General features: G+C 51.9%; 15 protein-coding genes. 3 read left to right on the top strand and 12 right to left on the bottom strand.

All coding sequences use genetic code 11. The annotated features are described in order from the left end of the window. Positions 1-36 precede the first annotated feature (36 nt). The 4 genes from AC1DF0_RS06005 to AC1DF0_RS05990 form a co-directional block, all read right to left on the bottom strand. On the bottom strand, positions 37-1,647 hold the full coding sequence (locus AC1DF0_RS06005) for a glycosyltransferase family 2 protein (protein WP_477573364.1): 1,611 nt from the start codon (positions 1,645-1,647) through the stop codon (positions 37-39). Beyond that, a complete protein-coding gene (locus tag AC1DF0_RS06000; protein WP_477573363.1) occupies positions 1,604-3,790 on the bottom strand; it encodes a tetratricopeptide repeat-containing glycosyltransferase family 2 protein in 2,187 nt (728 codons plus the stop codon). The genes AC1DF0_RS06005 and AC1DF0_RS06000 overlap by 44 nt, the downstream gene beginning before the upstream one ends. Before the next feature lie 33 nt (positions 3,791-3,823). Continuing rightward, positions 3,824-4,630, bottom strand: a complete 807-nt coding sequence (locus AC1DF0_RS05995; RefSeq protein ID WP_477573362.1) for a DUF6385 domain-containing protein — start codon at positions 4,628-4,630, stop codon at positions 3,824-3,826. Positions 4,631-4,699: 69 nt separating this feature from the next. Then, positions 4,700-5,059 carry a DUF6385 domain-containing protein gene (locus AC1DF0_RS05990; protein ID WP_442050093.1) on the bottom strand — a complete coding sequence of 120 codons (360 nt, stop codon included), beginning with the start codon at positions 5,057-5,059 and terminating at the stop codon, positions 4,700-4,702. Positions 5,060-5,222: 163 nt separating this feature from the next. Here AC1DF0_RS05990 and AC1DF0_RS05985 point away from each other — a divergent pair, with 163 nt between their 5' ends. Next, the gene (locus tag AC1DF0_RS05985; protein WP_477573361.1) at positions 5,223-5,393 is read left to right on the top strand and encodes a hypothetical protein; all 171 of its coding nucleotides are present in this window, start codon (positions 5,223-5,225) and stop codon (positions 5,391-5,393) included. Continuing rightward, positions 5,394-5,975: a hypothetical protein gene (locus AC1DF0_RS05980; protein WP_477573360.1), complete on the top strand. Its 582-nt coding sequence runs from the start codon at positions 5,394-5,396 to the stop codon at positions 5,973-5,975. Positions 5,976-6,310: 335 nt separating this feature from the next. Here the strand turns inward: AC1DF0_RS05980 and AC1DF0_RS05975 are convergent, their stop codons facing one another. The 8 genes from AC1DF0_RS05975 to cls all read right to left on the bottom strand — a co-directional run bounded on the left by AC1DF0_RS05975 (position 6,311) and on the right by cls (position 15,425). Next, complete coding sequence (locus AC1DF0_RS05975) at positions 6,311-6,856, bottom strand: glutathione peroxidase (RefSeq protein WP_442050096.1); 546 nt, start codon at positions 6,854-6,856, stop codon at positions 6,311-6,313. Positions 6,857-7,209: 353 nt separating this feature from the next. Then, entirely contained in the window at positions 7,210-8,541 is a 1,332-nt protein-coding gene (locus tag AC1DF0_RS05970; protein ID WP_477573359.1) for a DUF2252 domain-containing protein, read from the bottom strand. 122 nt (positions 8,542-8,663) lie between these two features. Beyond that, positions 8,664-9,140 (bottom strand): CcdC family protein, encoded by a 477-nt coding sequence (locus AC1DF0_RS05965; RefSeq protein WP_442050098.1) that lies wholly within the window; start codon positions 9,138-9,140, stop codon positions 8,664-8,666. Positions 9,141-9,427: 287 nt separating this feature from the next. Further along, complete coding sequence (locus AC1DF0_RS05960) at positions 9,428-10,411, bottom strand: aldo/keto reductase (RefSeq protein WP_477573358.1); 984 nt, start codon at positions 10,409-10,411, stop codon at positions 9,428-9,430. 175 nt (positions 10,412-10,586) lie between these two features. Further along, positions 10,587-12,041: a catalase gene (locus tag AC1DF0_RS05955; RefSeq protein WP_477573357.1), complete on the bottom strand. Its 1,455-nt coding sequence runs from the start codon at positions 12,039-12,041 to the stop codon at positions 10,587-10,589. A 135-nt stretch (positions 12,042-12,176) separates the two neighbouring features. After that, positions 12,177-12,968 carry a response regulator transcription factor gene (locus AC1DF0_RS05950; RefSeq protein ID WP_477573356.1) on the bottom strand — a complete coding sequence of 264 codons (792 nt, stop codon included), beginning with the start codon at positions 12,966-12,968 and terminating at the stop codon, positions 12,177-12,179. Further along, complete coding sequence (locus AC1DF0_RS05945) at positions 12,953-13,339, bottom strand: Fur family transcriptional regulator (RefSeq protein WP_477573355.1); 387 nt, start codon at positions 13,337-13,339, stop codon at positions 12,953-12,955. Before AC1DF0_RS05945 ends, AC1DF0_RS05950 begins: the two co-directional genes overlap by 16 nt. 637 nt (positions 13,340-13,976) lie before the next feature. After that, entirely contained in the window at positions 13,977-15,425 is a 1,449-nt protein-coding gene (gene cls / locus AC1DF0_RS05940) for a cardiolipin synthase (RefSeq protein ID WP_477573354.1), read from the bottom strand. A gap of 160 nt (positions 15,426-15,585) precedes the next feature. Here cls and AC1DF0_RS05935 point away from each other — a divergent pair, with 160 nt between their 5' ends. Further along, positions 15,586-16,902, top strand: coding sequence for a deoxyguanosinetriphosphate triphosphohydrolase family protein (locus AC1DF0_RS05935; protein ID WP_442050162.1), 1,317 nt, complete (start codon positions 15,586-15,588; stop codon positions 16,900-16,902). Positions 16,903-16,919: the final 17 nt, after the last annotated feature.

The raw sequence follows: 16,919 nt of genomic DNA, 5'->3' as shown, positions 1-16,919 counted from the left end.
CGGCAGTACTAAATTTTGTAGAACCGGCCTGATGCATCAGTTCCAGCCTTCATAGATCGGTATCGATAATCGCGCCAAGCGAATGGCTTTGCTATACGAATAGGAAGAAGCCTCAGCAATGTTATCCCCTCCGCGACGCCCATCCAACCCATGCTGCTGCAGAAGCTCTAAGTGCGCGTCCGCTCTATCGCACATCTCGTACATATATTCTCGCGTCAATCCCGCACTTGCGCTCACCGACTCGTTTGGCTTCTCAGCTTCAGTTCCATCCTTATCGGCATTTGCGTCAGATTCAAGATTGTTCCAATCGTCTTCGAGCTCCCGCAGCCAGCGTTCCAGCAGCTGACGATGAGCCCCGTCAAGCCGACCGATATGCCAGCCTACCCATTCCTGCGCCGCTTGGTCGCAGCCGCTCTCCAGCATAACTTCCGCGAGTTTAATAACGGCAGCCGCGCTGCTGCATATGACTCTTGAAGCGAGCAAGGAGGAGAGACGATGCTCCTCACCCGTAATCCGTATATAACTGCACAGCCGGTACAAGGGCGAGAGCAGCTGCGGCTTGAATCGCAAAGCCGACACGTAAGCTTCCAATACGCCGGCCCGATCCAATTGTTCCTCCTTCATCCGGCCAAGCAGATAAGCCGTACGGTACGTCCCTAGTCCCTCCTCCGTATGGTAGCGGCTTGGCGAAGCACCGATACGGAGCGCTTGCTCCGCCGCTTGAACAGCTTCACGCAATCTCCCTAAGCCTGCCAGCGCGATCGCCCTATAATGATACAAATCCGGATAATCCTCAGCCAGCCTTGAGCCTTGGGCGGCAACTTCCGCAGCCTCCGCATACTGGTGAAGCGCCAACAAAGAGCGCACCTCATATTTCACGGCCAAATGCATATAACTTAGCTTCTCGAAATCCGACTGCTGCCGCGCTGCGCGAAACGACTCCAAAGCCTTGGCCGGCATGCCTGCACGCAAATACTCGACCCCGATATTGTAGCGGTGAAAATAATTGTCCGGCTCTTCCGCTACGGCCAGCTCCAGCAGCCGCATATTGCGATGCTGTTTATTCTTCTCGGCGATCACCTCTTGCCGGTATCCATAATGATACACTTTGACTTCGGTCATATAGAAAGCCGAATCCGGCCAGCGGCGCAGAATCGAAGCTGCTATCTGCTCATGAATCCGCCMCTCGAACCGGATATCGGGATCACTCTTGAACATGCGAAGGACAGGATGTACGCTCCCCCCGGCAGATCCCTCCATCTCGTCCTCGTTTTCATTCCCGTTTCGATCAGCCTTATTCCATATTTGCAAAAAGAGACCGCAGGCACGAGGCTCATCCATATACTTCAGCAGCTCCTCGCCCGCTCCCGTTCCAAGGCGCTCATCTGCGTCCAAGAACAAGATCCACTCGCCTGTTGCGATCTCCAAGCCTGCATTGCGCGCTTTCGCGAAGTCATTGTCCCATTGCTCATGTATGACGATCGCGCCGAACGATTCCGCTATCTCTACCGTTCGGTCCGTCGAACCCGTGTCCACCACAATGATCTCGTTCACAATTCCCCATACGCTCTGCAAGCATGATGGAAGCATACGCTCTTCGTTTCTAACGATCATACATAAGGAAATGTGCTTCCGGTGCTTCGCCATTCGCGCGCCTCCTTTGCCTTCCATTCCAAGTCGTCCGCCAACCGAGCGCTTCCAATCTGGCGATCGCATCTGTCAGCCGCGCCCCGTCATCCTCATACCTGCTTCCGTCCCAGCCCCGGCTGCTTACTAGTGGATCACCCGACAACCGCACAGCCGCAAGCGCCAGTTGCAAGCTCGAAGACGCCGCACCCATACGCAGCTTCGTTTCCACCTTAGAACCTGCAGCATGAGCAGTCACAGCCGGCGTTTGCTCCTCTTTGGCGGCAATGCCTCCCTCGAACATGGCGAGCGCCTCGCTAAACAAATAGTTGTTGTACAGCAGCTCGCCTAATCTGAGCCAATGGCCGCGGGCAAGCTCCCCCTTGACTGCAAAACGTCTCAGCATCAGCTCGGCCGCCGCCTCGTTATATCCCTCGTCATAAAGCGCCTGTTCGAACATGATGTCCAGCTTCTCCATCGCAGCCGTCAAACGGGCTGCCAGCCGCAGCATGCCATGTGTTACCGCCCGTCTTACCAATTGCGCCTCGCAGACGCTATCCTTTGATCCGCTCAGCCAGCTTTGCCAAAATTCATCGCGAATAGGAGCGCCAAGCATTACAACCTCGATCTGCTTGAAACGCGCGAGCGTACATTGCGTTCCCGCAGCTTGAACAATACGCGCCAAAGTAATAGGAGGCAACGGCAACCCCTCGTTCCACCAGCACAAAGCCGCATCCAGCGCCGCTGCCTCGTCGCCGCCCAGAAGCTGTACGTGCATCATAAGCAGCTTGGCTGCTTCCGCATATTGCCCTGTCCCGATCAGTGCATCGGCTATTAGGCGTGTATCAGTCGATAGCCCTTTTCCTTTGCGCCCTTGAATCGATTGCTCTCTCCAGATGGGCATCGCGATCCGATAAGCGCCGATCTCGCACATGGCTCTTGCAAGCTGCCTCAAGCCGTTATCGCTCTCTTCCCCTGTATACACCGCTAGTTGGTCGCGAATATGGGTATCTCCCGCTCCGCGCAGAAGCATCGCATAAGCAAGACCGTTAAGCGCTGGCTGCCAGTCCGGCCGATCGTCCAAGGCTTCCTCATACATATGCAGCGCTTTTTCCGATTGGCCAAGCTTAACGAGTACATCGCCAAGACCGCACTTTGCGCGATAGCTGCTTGCTCCAGCCTCGGATATATAGCTGACAGGCACAGCGCCGCTTTTGTGTATGCCCTTCTCGAGCTCGATAGCTGTTTCGTAGGCTGCCTTCGCTTCGGGCAACAGCTGGAGAGCTTGCAGCGCCACTCCATGCAGCCAATAAAGATCGGTATAATCGCTATATATCCCCGTTTCCTTTTGCAAAAGCTCCTCCGCCGCTTCCATGCGGTTCAATGTTATAAGCGTCTTCGCGTAATCGCGTACAAGAGTCGGCCGATAGGGCGCATCATGCTCCACCGCATCAAGCGACTGAAGGAACGTTCGACTGGCCGCCTCTGCCTGGCCCAATTGACACTGTGTCACGCCAAGGTTATATAGACAAAAAGGATCATTCGGGCGCCTAGCCAGCTGACCCTTAATGATCCGTAAATTACGTTTTGCCTTCGACTTGCGCGTCATGGTGTCCGGCACGTAACCGTCATGGCCGATGACGATACCGCTAGTGCTTAGCGGCCCGTCTACATCGTACATGCGGCCTTCACTCGCGCCTGTGCCAATCCGGACGAGCTGTTCATGGATTTCGCCGTAATAGACGAAGCCGTAATCCGCGCGGAACAATCTGACCGCATCGCTCGTCAGCTTCGGAACAACAGCATCGCCTGCGGTCAACTCATGCTGCATCGGCAGCCGAAGGGCAGCTTCCGTCGTCCGCTTCAGCTCTTCGCGGAGCATCTTGCCGGACTTCTCATTTGCTATCGCCCATTCATCGGCATCCAGCACAAGAACCCATACCGTTCTTGCATGCTTCAGCAGCTCATTCCGCGCCTTTGCAAAATCATCCTGCCATTCGACACTCAGCACCCTTGCCCCACATTGCTTCGCAATCTCGGCCGTATCGTCTGTCGAACCCGTATCGGCCACAACGATCTCGTCCGCGAAGCTCTTCACGCTAAGCAGGCAGCGCCTCAACACATCCGCCTCGTTCCGGGCAATCATGTGTACTCCGAGCAGCATGAGCCACCCTCCTGTTTCTTTTTTGTATTCTAGTTAAGTGCCTTGTCCGTTAAAATAAGAATCCACCGTCGTCGGACTCGCCGCTGTGCTGGAACGAAGCGCAAGCCTCGTAAATTTAAGAAACCGTTGCGGCACCAATACATCGACCGATCCAACCGCAATTCCCGTAACCGTATCGACATCCACATACCAATTCGTACCGTTGGCGCTAATCTCAACGCGCGCATCCACTTTGTTCGTACCCGGACCTTTGTTGTAGACGAAGAAAGAATAGTTGCCGAATACGCTCGTCGTAACCGCTGGCAGAGCCGTGTAGGCATCGCCTGTCACCTGATCGAGGTAGGCTGTCTCTTGGAAGCTCTTCTGTGAGATCGAAGTGACGCTGCTAAGCGATCCCGTCGTGATCGTCGTACCCATCACTGCACCCAATGTACCCGCTGTAATTGTCGTGCCAAGCACCGCGTTCAGCGTTCCCGCTGTAATTGTTGTCCCAAGCACAGCATCCAGCGTTCCCGCTGTAATTGTTGTCCCAAGCACAGCATCCAGCGTTCCCGCTGTAATTGTTGTGCCAAGCACCGCGTCCAGCGTTCCCGCCGTGATCGTTGCGCCGAGCACCGCGTCCAACGTTCCCGCCGTGATCGTCGCGCCCATTACGGAGTTGATCGTACCGGCTGTAATCGTTACCCCCATCAAGTTGCTGATTGTTCCGTCCAGCATGATGTTGAGGATATGTCCATCTGTATCCGTGGACAGCGCTCTTGCAGTTGATGCATTGTCCTTCCCGAATATGAGCGTCCGTAAATTGTCCGGATTCGGGTTAAACGACGAGAAGTTTGGCATTAACTATCACCCTTTCCACACCATGAGACTTATAGTTTGACCGACAACGAGGGAGATGACGGCCCCATGCTATTGCGCTTGATAATAGACTGTCAGCTTCGTAGGCAATCCCGGATCGAGCGATCTCACCGATACTCTTACGAAACGCATGAATTTAGACGGGACGATAATATCCATCGAACCTCCGTTAATTTCACTTTCCATATCGACGAGATAATCACTGTCATTCGGCCCAATCTCCAGCTGTACGACCGCCCCCTTGCTGCCTCGGTTGACGATCGCATATGAAAACAGGCTTCTGTTGCTCATCTCCTGACTAGGAAGCGCCGTGAACTCATTCGTCGTCTCGACATTGCGATATACGACCTGACAGAACTTTCCGCCAGCAGGCGCTGGACAACGCCTCTTGCGGCCTGCTCGCTTCTGCATTCTTCCGCACGCTCCTGTCGCGTTATGTGTGCTGCGGGATTTTTTGGAATCCACTCCTTCACACCGTTTTGATTTAGCCACCGTCGCCTCCTCTCCCCCTCGTTGTCCATGTTTCGATACTGTATGCCACCTGCTACTAACCCGAAACGGCGTTTACAACAAGATGGAAGTACCTATATTTGTCTCTCTCGTTATTTCCCCATTCGAATCAGCGGGAATGTTCACGATTGAATTCACGGGCGGCATCATCGTTCCGCCCAATCGCTCCATTACAATGTCCGTTGGACCAGGTGCGATTAGCGCAGGCTCGAATATTTCATGGTGGGAACATTAGATGCCGAACAACAATCCTCTTAATCGCTATGACGACGAACTCCATGGCCAATTAGTCGATTCCTATGGACAGCCGTGCACAACCGCGCCCCCTCGGACTGGCGCCACGGCAACTGCTAAACATTTTAACGTACAAGGATCGAACAGCGGGTCGCTTGGCATATTAGGCGGAACAGTAGATGTGTCGCTTGGGATCAATAATCCGTCTGCCAGCGGCAGTACAGTCATCATAGAGAGCATAGGAGGATACATCGACGTGTCTCTGAGCCTGCTCTCCAGCTTCAACGGCCAAATGACTGCTTACAGCGGCGGTACGCTTACGACTCCATCCGCAGCAACTCCTGCCAATCTGTTTTTGACTAACTCGACGACAAGCGTTGCAACAGCCACCACCTCAACGAGCGGCATAACAGGCGGCACTTTGCTGCTGTCCTATCCCGTATATCCGGGGCCATTCGGCCTCGCCCTGCCGAACCGCTTCAACCTACCTTCGGGTACATCCCTTACCGTTAACGTTAGGGGCAGTCTTAGCTTGCTCGGCATCATCGGCACAGGCGTCGCCGTAAGCTGGATCGAAACGTAATATGGTGGCTACGTCAGAGCCTGCTGGCCGTAACGGACACGAGCGACACTTAGCCCCCGATATCCCCGCTTCTGTGATCATTACGGACTGAGGAGACGCTAATTGCTCATTTTACTGGCTAATTAGCGCCGTTTGGTGCAGATAGAGTCGCTAGAGTCCTCAATACCCCAGAAACCACCCATACCTCACAATTAGCTTCTCCATGGTCCGTAACTAGCAAGGCCATTTTACGAAAAGTTCAGAACAACAAAAAACCGTGCCTAGGTCAACAACGACCTTTGCACGGTTTCTAAGAAAGCCGTAAGCTCTGCGCTTACAGGCTTTTTCAATTCCTTTTACAGCAGCTTCTCAATGTCGGACTTCATGTCCAATGGCTCGTCCGTCGATTCGAAGCGCTTCACGACATTGCCCTCGCGGTCGATGAGAAACTTCGTAAAGTTCCATTTTATCGAGTTGCCCTCAAGGTAATGCGGCAGCTTCTCCGACAAGAACGCGTTCAGCATTTTACCGCTCGGCTCGTCCGTATTGAAGCCTGCAAAAGGCGCTTGCTCGGTCAGATGGGCAAAGAGCGGATGCGCCGTCTCGTCACGCACATCCGTCTTCGCGAACAACGGGAACGTTACGCCGTAATTGATTTGGCAGAAGCTTTGTACATCGGAATTAGCACCCGGCTCTTGCTCCCCGAACTGATTGCTTGGGAAGCCTAGAATCTCAAGTCCCTGATCCTTATATTGTTCGTACAGCTTCTGAAGATCGGTATACTGCGGCGTAAATCCGCATTTGCTCGCCGTGTTGACAACGATCAACACCTTGCCTTTATAGTTGTCCATCGTTACTTGTTCACCTTTAATTGTTTCCAGCTCATAAGAATATACGCTCATTGTGAAGTCCTCCCGCATAGATTATTTGATAGATGACAATTTAATTGTATACAATTTATTTGGCTTGTTTAGCATAACACTCCGAATGATCCATGTCAAACCGAACCTCTATTAGTCCCAAAAACCTTTACAGTCAGCACGCTCGCCTTATAGACAAAATCCAACTGGAGTGTTCTGCTCGCAGCGGGCTGTAAGCGCGTATATGACCTTACCTCGCCAGAGTAACCTTGGTCCGCTTCGTGTAAGAGCAAATACGCTCTTACAGAGGAAACTCGGCCGATCAAGCGTGCAATAAGGGGCTGTCCCCAAAAAAGCATCTAAGCTTTTTGGGACAGCCCCTTTCGATTACTTGCCTATTTGCGGCCGTCCGACCACTCGACGAACAACGCATAGTCCTGCTCCACTTGATTCGCATAAGAAATCGCCCATTGTGCGATCGACAGACAGAACGTATCCTCGTCCGGACCCATCGCTTTTACAATTTCCTGCTCGCTATGATAAGAGAGAACGCCGCCTTCCACATCTGCATCCGCGCGCGCATGCATTTTCGCCGTTAAGCGGCCCATCGTTTCCGTAACCGACAGCATATCTCCTGACGTCTCCAACGACTCGAGCTTCAGCCGTTTCTTATAAGGCGAGCGCTCTCGAACGTAGAAGTTCCGCTCGCCGATCGTCAAGTAACCGAGATATGGATCTGCCGCATGATGCATCGCCTTCTGCGTCATCGTCACGCGTTTGCCTTGGTGCTCGAACTCCGACCAGAACGTCTCGTCATAAGGCATGAAGTACGCCGGCACGGGCACGCGCACCTCCTTCACCTCAAGCACGATGTCGTCATTGCCAAGCTCATCATTGCCTGCCTCGATCAGCACATAATAACGGTCGAGTCCGATCGATGCCGTACCCGAGCCATGCTTCACCGCAATATCCTTGATATGAAAATGTCGCAGCTCCTCCGCGTCATCGGCCGCTACTGTAGCAAGATATTCCGGCCATGCCGCCAGCAGCGCTTCCTTCTCCTCGTCCGTAGGCGGCAAAATTTCCTCGTTGTACGCGAATTGCCGATGCTCTTGCACAAGCGCCGTTACTTTTTCCAAGAAATGCTGGTCTTGGCGTTTCTGCAGCTTCTTCAGCAGCTTCTTCACCGGCCCTTCAGCATGCTCTAGATCGATCTGGTACGAGCCCGGATCATCCTTGCCTTTCGCGAACCTGCGCATCTGCTTGGAATACCCTTGCAAATACGTCTCAATCGCCGTCAACTGGCTGTCGATCGGCTGTCCCTTAAGCCGGCCTACAAGAGCGATGCTTACCGACATCCGCAGCAGATCGTAAAGATACGAGCCGAGATAACCTTCGTCGAAGTCGTTCACATCGTACACAAGCGCGCCCTTCTCATTGCGGAACGCACCGAAGTTCTCGAAATGCAGATCGCCTTGAATCMACGTCGGACGCGCAGGCGAAGTATGATAGGAAAACCATTCACGGCTTATGTCAAAATAAAATAAGTACGCGCTCCCGCGAAAAAAAGAGAATGGCGTCGCCGACATTTTGCGGTATTTCTCAGCTCGTTTGTCACTCTCCAGCATCATGATCTTGCTATCAAATTCTTGGAAGATTGCGGACAGTGTCCGCTTTCTTAATTTGTTGTGAGTCTGTTTAACCCGCTCGGTCCATTTTGCATCCATAGCTCTCTTCCTTCCTCCTTGCGAATCTTAAGTTACCAATACGTCAATAAATCTAGTCKGTTGCATGCTAACATTCTACACGGAGGAATGAATTTCCTGTTTGAATATGGAAGATGACTGCTTCACGCCCGCTGCAGACGCAAATATTCGCTCACCATAGCGAGCCGCCAAGGCACGATCATACCGAACGCCAATAAATAAAAAATAGCGCCGGTCTGCGGAATCGACATAAATTCCTCTACAGCCTGATGCATAACCAAACGGATGGCGAACAATACAATAATAATGACGATAAACGCCTTGGAACGCCTCACGTAAATGTCCGATTGCACGCGCTCAAGCCTCGTCGTTACGATAAGCGGGAATGCGAACAGCAGCAGTCCCGTACCGAAGGCGGACACTCCCCACAACCACGGGATGTGGGTGATCGGGGCAACGAACATGATGAAGCCTGTCGCCATGCCTAGCGGCGGTATGATAATCTTCTTCAGCGTAGTAGGTTTCTTGCCAGCCCTCATGCGCAATATAATAAGCGTTACACCGGCAATAACGGATACGCATACAGATAAGAGCTGAACGATAGGAGTAGACCAAAACAACTTGCTTAACCTCCGATTCCGCCGCCCTATCAAGAGGCGGGTAAATAATAGATTTAGTAATTGTATTTTACCACATCAGAATGTTTAAGTACTTTACAGCGATAAAGCGTAAAGTAGATCATTCAGATTGGCGATAAAAACTTCTTTGCTTCCGAAGCGAGTTTGCTACGCAAACTTGTAGGACGCTCATCCTCGACATACTCCGATAGGAGTTTTTCTCACCACATCAGAATGTTGAACATAACCAAACAAGCAGGCGCCGCAAATCGCGGACACCTGCTCGTTATTTAGTATGAACCGCGAATATGCGGATGAACCTGCTCCTGGTAGAAGACGCGCAGTCTCTCCATCTCCTCATCGGAGAACGACGGTACGTTCATAGCTGCAAGGTTGTCCTCTACCTGACGAACGTTGCGGAAACCCGGTATGACGCAAGTGACTGCAACATGATCAAGCAGCCAGCGCAGCGATGCCCGCGTCATATTGTCACGGCCTTCGGCTATCCAGCGGAGATGCTCGGCAAGCTCGACCCCCTTGGAGAAGCCAAGACCGGCGAACGTCTCGCCGACATTGAATTGCTCGCCGTTCTCGTTGAAGCGGCGATGGTCGTCCGCCTCGAACGTCGACGTATTCGTGAACTTGCCCGTGAGCAAGCCGCTCGCCAGCGGCAGCCTGACCAGAATGCCTACGCCCTTGCGATGGGCTTCATCAAGCAAGCTCTCCAGCGGCTTTTGGCGGAAAATATTAAATATAATTTGCAGCGCTCTTACATTCGGCTGCTCCAGACAGTATAAGCCCTCTTCGACCGACTCGACGCTAACGCCGTACTCGCGGATCTTCCCTTCCGCCTTCAGCTTGTCGAGCACTCCGAACACGCTGCCGTCCTTCAATATGGCAAGCGGCGGGCAATGAATTTGGTACAGGTCGATTCGTTCCCTCTCCAGCCGCTTCAAGCTCGCCTCGCAATAAGCGCGAACCGCCGCCTCCGAATAGGTAGCCGGATCGTGAATGTCGCCCGCCCGGCAAAACTTTGTTGCTATGTAGATAGAATCTTCTTTGCCCTTCGTCGCCCTTGCGAGCAGTCGCTCGCTGCGGCCGTCGCCGTATACGTCTGCCGTATCGAAGAAGTTGACGCCCGCATCCATTGCGGCTGCAAGGGCGGCAAGCGATTCTGCGTCGCTCGTATTGCCCCATGATCCTCCGATCGCCCAAGTACCGAAGCTGATCTCACTCACATGAAGCTCTGATGATCCTAATTGACGGTATTGCATAATGGATTCCGACCTCCAACGCTTGATTTTATGCGCAATGTGGATATGGTAATTGCAGCGCTTTCTTAGCCGCTCCTCCATCATACCCCTCCCGCCTATGCACATGCAAACACAAACGGGAAGCCGCTTCTGAATAAGCGACTCCCCGTTTTTTTCGTTGTCTTCCGTGCACGCGTTAGCCCCGCGGAATAAAACCGCTAATATCGACGTCAAGATCTTGTGCCAGCTTCATCCCGAGCGTATGATCTGCGCGGAAAAAGTTGCAGATCGCGCGCATTCTGATCTCGTCATTCGTCTGCTTAAGCTCATCCGTCAAGTTCGAAATCAGATTGCTGCGTTGCTGCTCCGGCAGCGAACGGTAACGTTCTCCCGCTTGCGTGAAGTCGTCCGTTTTGTCGATGCGCTGACGTCCTGCCATGCCGTGCAGCGGCATCCTTGAATCGGCATAAGCCGCATTCTCCTTCGGACTGCTCTGCGAGCTGTTCGGTTCGTAATTAACCGGAGATGGATCGACCTTCATTGTCATTGCGCCATCGCGCTGATGATTGCGTACCGGTGCGTACGGACAGTTGATCGGAATGTGCAAGTAGTTCGCTCCAAGACGATAACGTTGCGTATCCGGATAAGAGAATAGGCGGCCTTGAAGCAGCTTGTCCTCCGACGGCTCAATGCCTGGCACAAGCGCACTCGGCGAGAACGCCGACTCCTCAACTTCGGCGAAATAGTTGACCGGGTTGCGGTTCAACGTCATCGTGCCAACGCGAATTAGCGGGTACATATCCTCCGGCCATACTTTCGTCGGGTCGAGCGGATCGAAAGCATATCGATCGACATGCTCGACAGGCATAATTTGCACATGGAGTACCCATTCCGGATAGGAGCCCCGTTCGATAGAGTCGTACAAGTCGCGAGTAGCATGATTGAAGTCCTGGGCTTGCACGGCAGATGCTTCCTCTGCCGTAAAGTTGCGAACACCTTGCTGCGATTTCCAAGTATATTTTACATAGACGATCTCGCCGCTCTCATTAACCCACTTGAAAGCATGAACGCCGAATCCATCCATCTCCCGGTAATTAGCAGGCGTGCCGTCATCGGAAAATAACCATGTCAGCATATGCGTGGATTCCGGCGACAGCGTCATGAAATCCCAATAGCGAGCCGGATCTTGTATATTCGTGTTCGGAGCAGGCTTCAGCGAATGTACCATATCGGGAAACTTCATCGCATCGCGGATGAAGAAGACGGGAAGATGGTTGCCGACAATATCATAATTGCCTTCCTGCGTATAAAACTTGACGGCGAAGCCGCGAGGATCGCGCAGCGTCTCCGGTGAGCCCGTTCCGTTAATAACGGTGGAGAAACGAACGAATACCGGCGTTTCTTCTCCCTCCGCTTGCAGGAAGTGAGCCCTCGTATAAGCTTTCATGCTAGCTTCGGTGCGGAATACGCCATGCGCTCCCGCTCCGCGGGCATGAACGACGCGCTCCGGAATACGCTCACGGTCAAAGTGGGCCAGCTTCTCGAGCAGATGGTAGTCTTCGAGCAGCGCCGGACCGCGCTGTCCCGCTGTACGGGAATTCTGATTATCGCCAACCGGCGTTCCTTGGTTCGTTGTTAAATGATTGTTCATAGGGCACACCTCATCATTCGTATATTTAGACTTGATCTAAATCTTATATACTTATGATAAGGTTATGCGCGTGGCCTGTCATGAAATCAACATGAACGGTTCATGAATAATAGATGAAGAATGAAGCGGAGGCAATTAATCGGCTAACCGATAACCGACACCGCGCACCGTCACGATATATTTTGGCGCAACGGCGCTGTCCTTCAGCTTTTTGCGAAGACTCTTTATATGAACGTCAACCACATTGCTGCCTCCATAGAATTGAAGCCCCCATACCGTATCCAGCATCGATTCCCTCGTAAGAACAGAGCCGTCCGACGTCAGGAAGAAGAGCAGCAGATCGTATTCCGTCTTCGTCAAGTCGATCCGATTGGTCCCTTGAACGACGGTCATCTTCTTCTTGTCCACGCGAATATCCTTGAACGCGATCGTCTCATCGGACACGCCTGCAGTTGGGCGATTCATTAACATCTGATTAATTCGGTTCAGCGCCTCGTCCGGGCTGGCAGGCCATACGAGCAGTTCCGCTCCGCCAAGAGCAGCTTCGCCGTTATGATTAGACGATTGCCGATCCGTCAACACGAGAACAGGAACGCCGGATCGATCGGCAAATTCTATTAATGCAGCGCCGTCCTGAAGCGTGTTGCTGCTCCCGGCCCGCGTAACCGGAATCGCATCATATACGAGCAGCTCCGGCTTCAAGCTCTGGAGCATGCTCGAATCAAAGTCATGAAGCGAGAACACATCGAAGCATTCCGCGGATAAAGTGATTAGCAGTCCTTTGACCCGCTCAGGCAATGGACTGATGATCATAACGCGCTTCGTTAGCGAACAAAGCACGCCGCCTAGACCAGCTTCTGCTGTCCCGAGCATCGATGCACCGACGACAGCATCCATATCCATTTTAACGATTACTTCGTCGCGCATTGACCGCACACTCCTTCAAGTACGACATGAGCGTGCGCAATCGCATACCCTGTAGACGATTGTACCGATTTGATCCATGCTTCCGGCAATTCGTCCATCACTTCATCAACCCGTCCGCATTTCGAACAAACAATATGCTGATGTTCCTCTGTCCGGGCATCGTAGCGGCTAACCGCCTCGCCAAGCTTCAACTCCCGGATAAGTCCGACATCCGTTAAGTACCGAAGCGAATTGTATACCGTCCCGTATGCGAAGTGAAAGCCTTTGCTGCGAAGCCGCTCAATGACGTCGGCCGCTGTTGGATGGTCCTCAGCATGCTGCACCACTTCGTAGATTGCTTTGCGCTGTATCGTTAAATTAATTTTGGTCATTATGAATCACCTTCTCATTAATATGATTTAGACTAAGTATAAATCTATTTACATAGTTGGTCAATTGAAGGTTATGGAACGTTATCCGGATTAGCCGCTTGTTCAGCGTTTTCGTTATATTGACACAATAACCGTTATAATGACCTTTATTGCCTCGGAAATATACTTTTGTTTGCGCATTTTAGATTGTTAAAAAAATATTGTCGAATTAATTATCTGAATATTTACAAAATTAAAAAAATAGAATATACTTAGCCTATCTCAAACGGATAGGAGGTAGCCGCAAGCATCACATATCCATTGTCCATTTGGGAATCTTGATTAACTCGCCGCTTACGGAGGCGAATTCCATAAGAGAGGGGATAGTCCATTGAAGGCTGTTAGCGAAGCATGTCTTCCATAAAAGCAGAAAGGAGTATCCGAAGTGTTAATCCAAGACATGCGGGGAAGCAGAGTCGTCCATCGTTGATATCGAGCTTGTCATCCGGTACTTATCGAAAGGGATTGATCGGAAAATAATGAATACATGCAAAGGGATTGGAGCGTTAAAATAAATTGAATATTAGTAGCAAGTGCACGTAAAGGGATTCTGGTTATCATCGATAAGCAGAATCCCTTTTTATGCGTTTGCAGGACCTTATAAGATAGGCGATAACAGCCTTGAGACCGATTCCTTGAACTTATTCATAAGCGGACGAGACATATACAGCTCCTTGGTTAGCTGCTGGCAATATTCGATATCTTGCTCGAAAATGCGTTGCAGCTTGGCAGCCGTCTGCGTATTATATAGAAACGCATTCATTTCAAAATTAAGCTTGAAGCTCCTGATGTCCAGATTCGCCGTTCCAACCGAGGCAATCTTGCCATCGATAACGAGCGTCTTCGCATGAAGGAACCCCTTCTCATACATGAACACCTTCACTCCGCCGGCAAGCAGCTCCCCCAAATACGAATGCGTTGCCCAATAGACGAAGAAGTGATCGCGCTTGCGCGGCAGCATAATACGCACCTCGACACCCGATAGCGCAGCGATCTTAAGCGCCGTCATCAAGCTCTCGTCGGGGACAAAATACGGCGTTTGGAGGCAGATCGTTTTTTTGGCGGCATAGATCATTTTGATATAAGCGTCCTTGATCTGTTGGTACTCGGTATCCGGTCCGCTCGCGACGAGCTGCATATCGATATGGCCGACCCGCTCTTCCCTATACGGAAAGTAGTTTTTGTCCAGCTCGATTTTGCCGGAAGCGGCTAAATTCCAATCCATGAGAAACTGCGCTTGCATTTGCAGCACCGCATTGCCCTCGACTCTTAGATGCGTGTCGCGCCATTCGCCGAAGTGGGCATTCAAACCCAAGTATTCATCTCCGATGTTGAAGCCGCCAATATAGCCAATAGCGCCATCGATAATCGCAAGCTTGCGGTGATTGCGATAATTGATCTTCATATTCACATAAGGAATGCGCGAAGGGAAGAAAGCCGCCTCCTTGCCGCCTGCCGCCCGCAGCTCAGAGAAGAAGCGGCGCGGAAGATTGGAGCTTCCGATATGATCGTACAAGAATCTCACCTCGACGCCTTCGGCCGCCTTCACCGCAAGCGCCTTAACCAGCTTGCGTCCCAGCTCATCGTCCCGAACGATATAATAGACGAGATGGATATGATGCTGCGCCCCTTCGATGTCGTGCAGCAGAGCGTCGAACTTGCGATTGCCGTCCGTGAAGATCTCGACCGCATTATTGTTTGTAACGACCGCGAAACTCGAATTCAAATTCATGTACATCATATCTTGATACTGCTGCATCTCGCTGTCGGCGAACGTAAATTCTGAGCTCTTCAGCTCGCGCTTCTGCCGATCAACCGTATCTTCAATAATACGCTGATTAACGCCCATGAGTTTGGTCAGCTTGCGTTTGCGAATTTTCTGGCCCAAAATCAAATAAAGAACGAAGCCGAGAACCGGAATGAACAACAGCACCATAAGCCAAGCCCAAGTTGAGCTGGCGTTTCGCCGCTCCAAGAAAATAATCGTAATAGCCAAAACAATATTAAGAACCAATATGATCGATACGATATTCTGCATAATTGCCATACATCTGTTGCACCTCAGTCACAAGTAAAAGTTAATGCGATCATACTCTATGCCCGAAGTATGTTCAAGTCTGAAAGTATGATAAAGTATGATATAAATATCAAGCGTATAAAGCTGACAAGGCCCTGGCGGCGACAGAAGCAGCACGGGAGGAACAATGATGGACTTACGAAAGCTTCGATTGGACGAACAAGCTCTTAGCACATTCAGCGAAGAGCGTGATGAATATGAACGCGACTACTCACGAATTATACAATCGCCCGCATTCCGCAGACTGCAAGGAAAATCGCAGGTGTTCGGCGCAGGTTCGGGCGACTATTATCGCACAAGGCTGACCCACTCGCTTGAGGTGTCGCAGATAGCTCGCGAGGTGGCACGAAGGCTTGGCAAGCAATATTCTTTTCTTTCCTTGGGCGAGCATCCTGGTCTTATGCTTGAGCCAGCCGTTGTGGAAATCGCCGCACTGGCGCATGACCTTGGGCATCCGCCATTCGGTCACAAGGGCGAAGAGGTGCTTAATTCGCTGCTGAGCGAGGAATATGGCATTAAGTACGAGGGCAATGCGCAGAACTTCCGAATCCTGATGTTTCTCGAGAAACGCGCGGGAAGCGGCAGCGGGCTCGATCTGACCGCAGCGGTACTGCTGGCCGTGAACAAATACCCTTTTGGGCTTGACGAGCCTGGCAGGCTCAAGGGCGTATACGGCACGGAATGGACAGAGATCGAACAGCTGCGAAACCTATGGAATATGCCCCTAGGCTGCTCCACACTCGAAGCGCAACTGATGGACCTATGCGATGATATCGCGTATTCCACGCACGATATCGAGGACGGTATTCGGGCCGGCAAAATTCAGATGAACCGCGCCTTCTTCGAAGACAGCCGCCTCATCGACCATCTCGTACAAGAGATTGTGAACGACAAAGGCAATATGGGCGTCGGCTGGGACCAGGTCGACATCCCTGCGATGGTGAAACGTGTGCTTGGCTCTTATTTCGAGCAATGGGAAGCGCTGTATGTTGGCTGCGACCGTGAGCCTTCGCGTGCAAGACGCGAGATGAAGGCGCGCTGGGTAAGCATCTTCGCCGGCAAGGTTGGCATTATTGATGATCAAGGCAAAAGCTGGAAGAAAGTAACGTTCGTGGACGGCGGCAAGCAGGACATCGAGCTGCTGCGCACGATGGAAATATTGAAGAAGCTGGCATGGGTAACGCTTATCAAGGATTTCCGTGTACAGCGTCTCCAAATGCGCAGCGAAATTATGATCCGCCGTCTGTGGGACAGCTTCAAAGTGCCCGAGTACGGCCGGCTGCTTATTCCGCCGGATTGGATCGATAACTTCGAGCATCACCGCAGCAAATGGAGTTGGCCGCGCTTCGTGGCGGATTACATCTCCGGCATGACGGACGCATACGCCGAGAAAGTGTATGCCGAGTTATATGCGAGCAAGTCAGGCTCGATTTATGAGGTAGACTAAAGAGACAACAACAAAGC

The sequence above is a fragment of the Paenibacillus sp. 05T425 genome (assembly GCF_056396205.1).
This window is presented reverse-complemented; position numbering and strand designations above follow the sequence as displayed.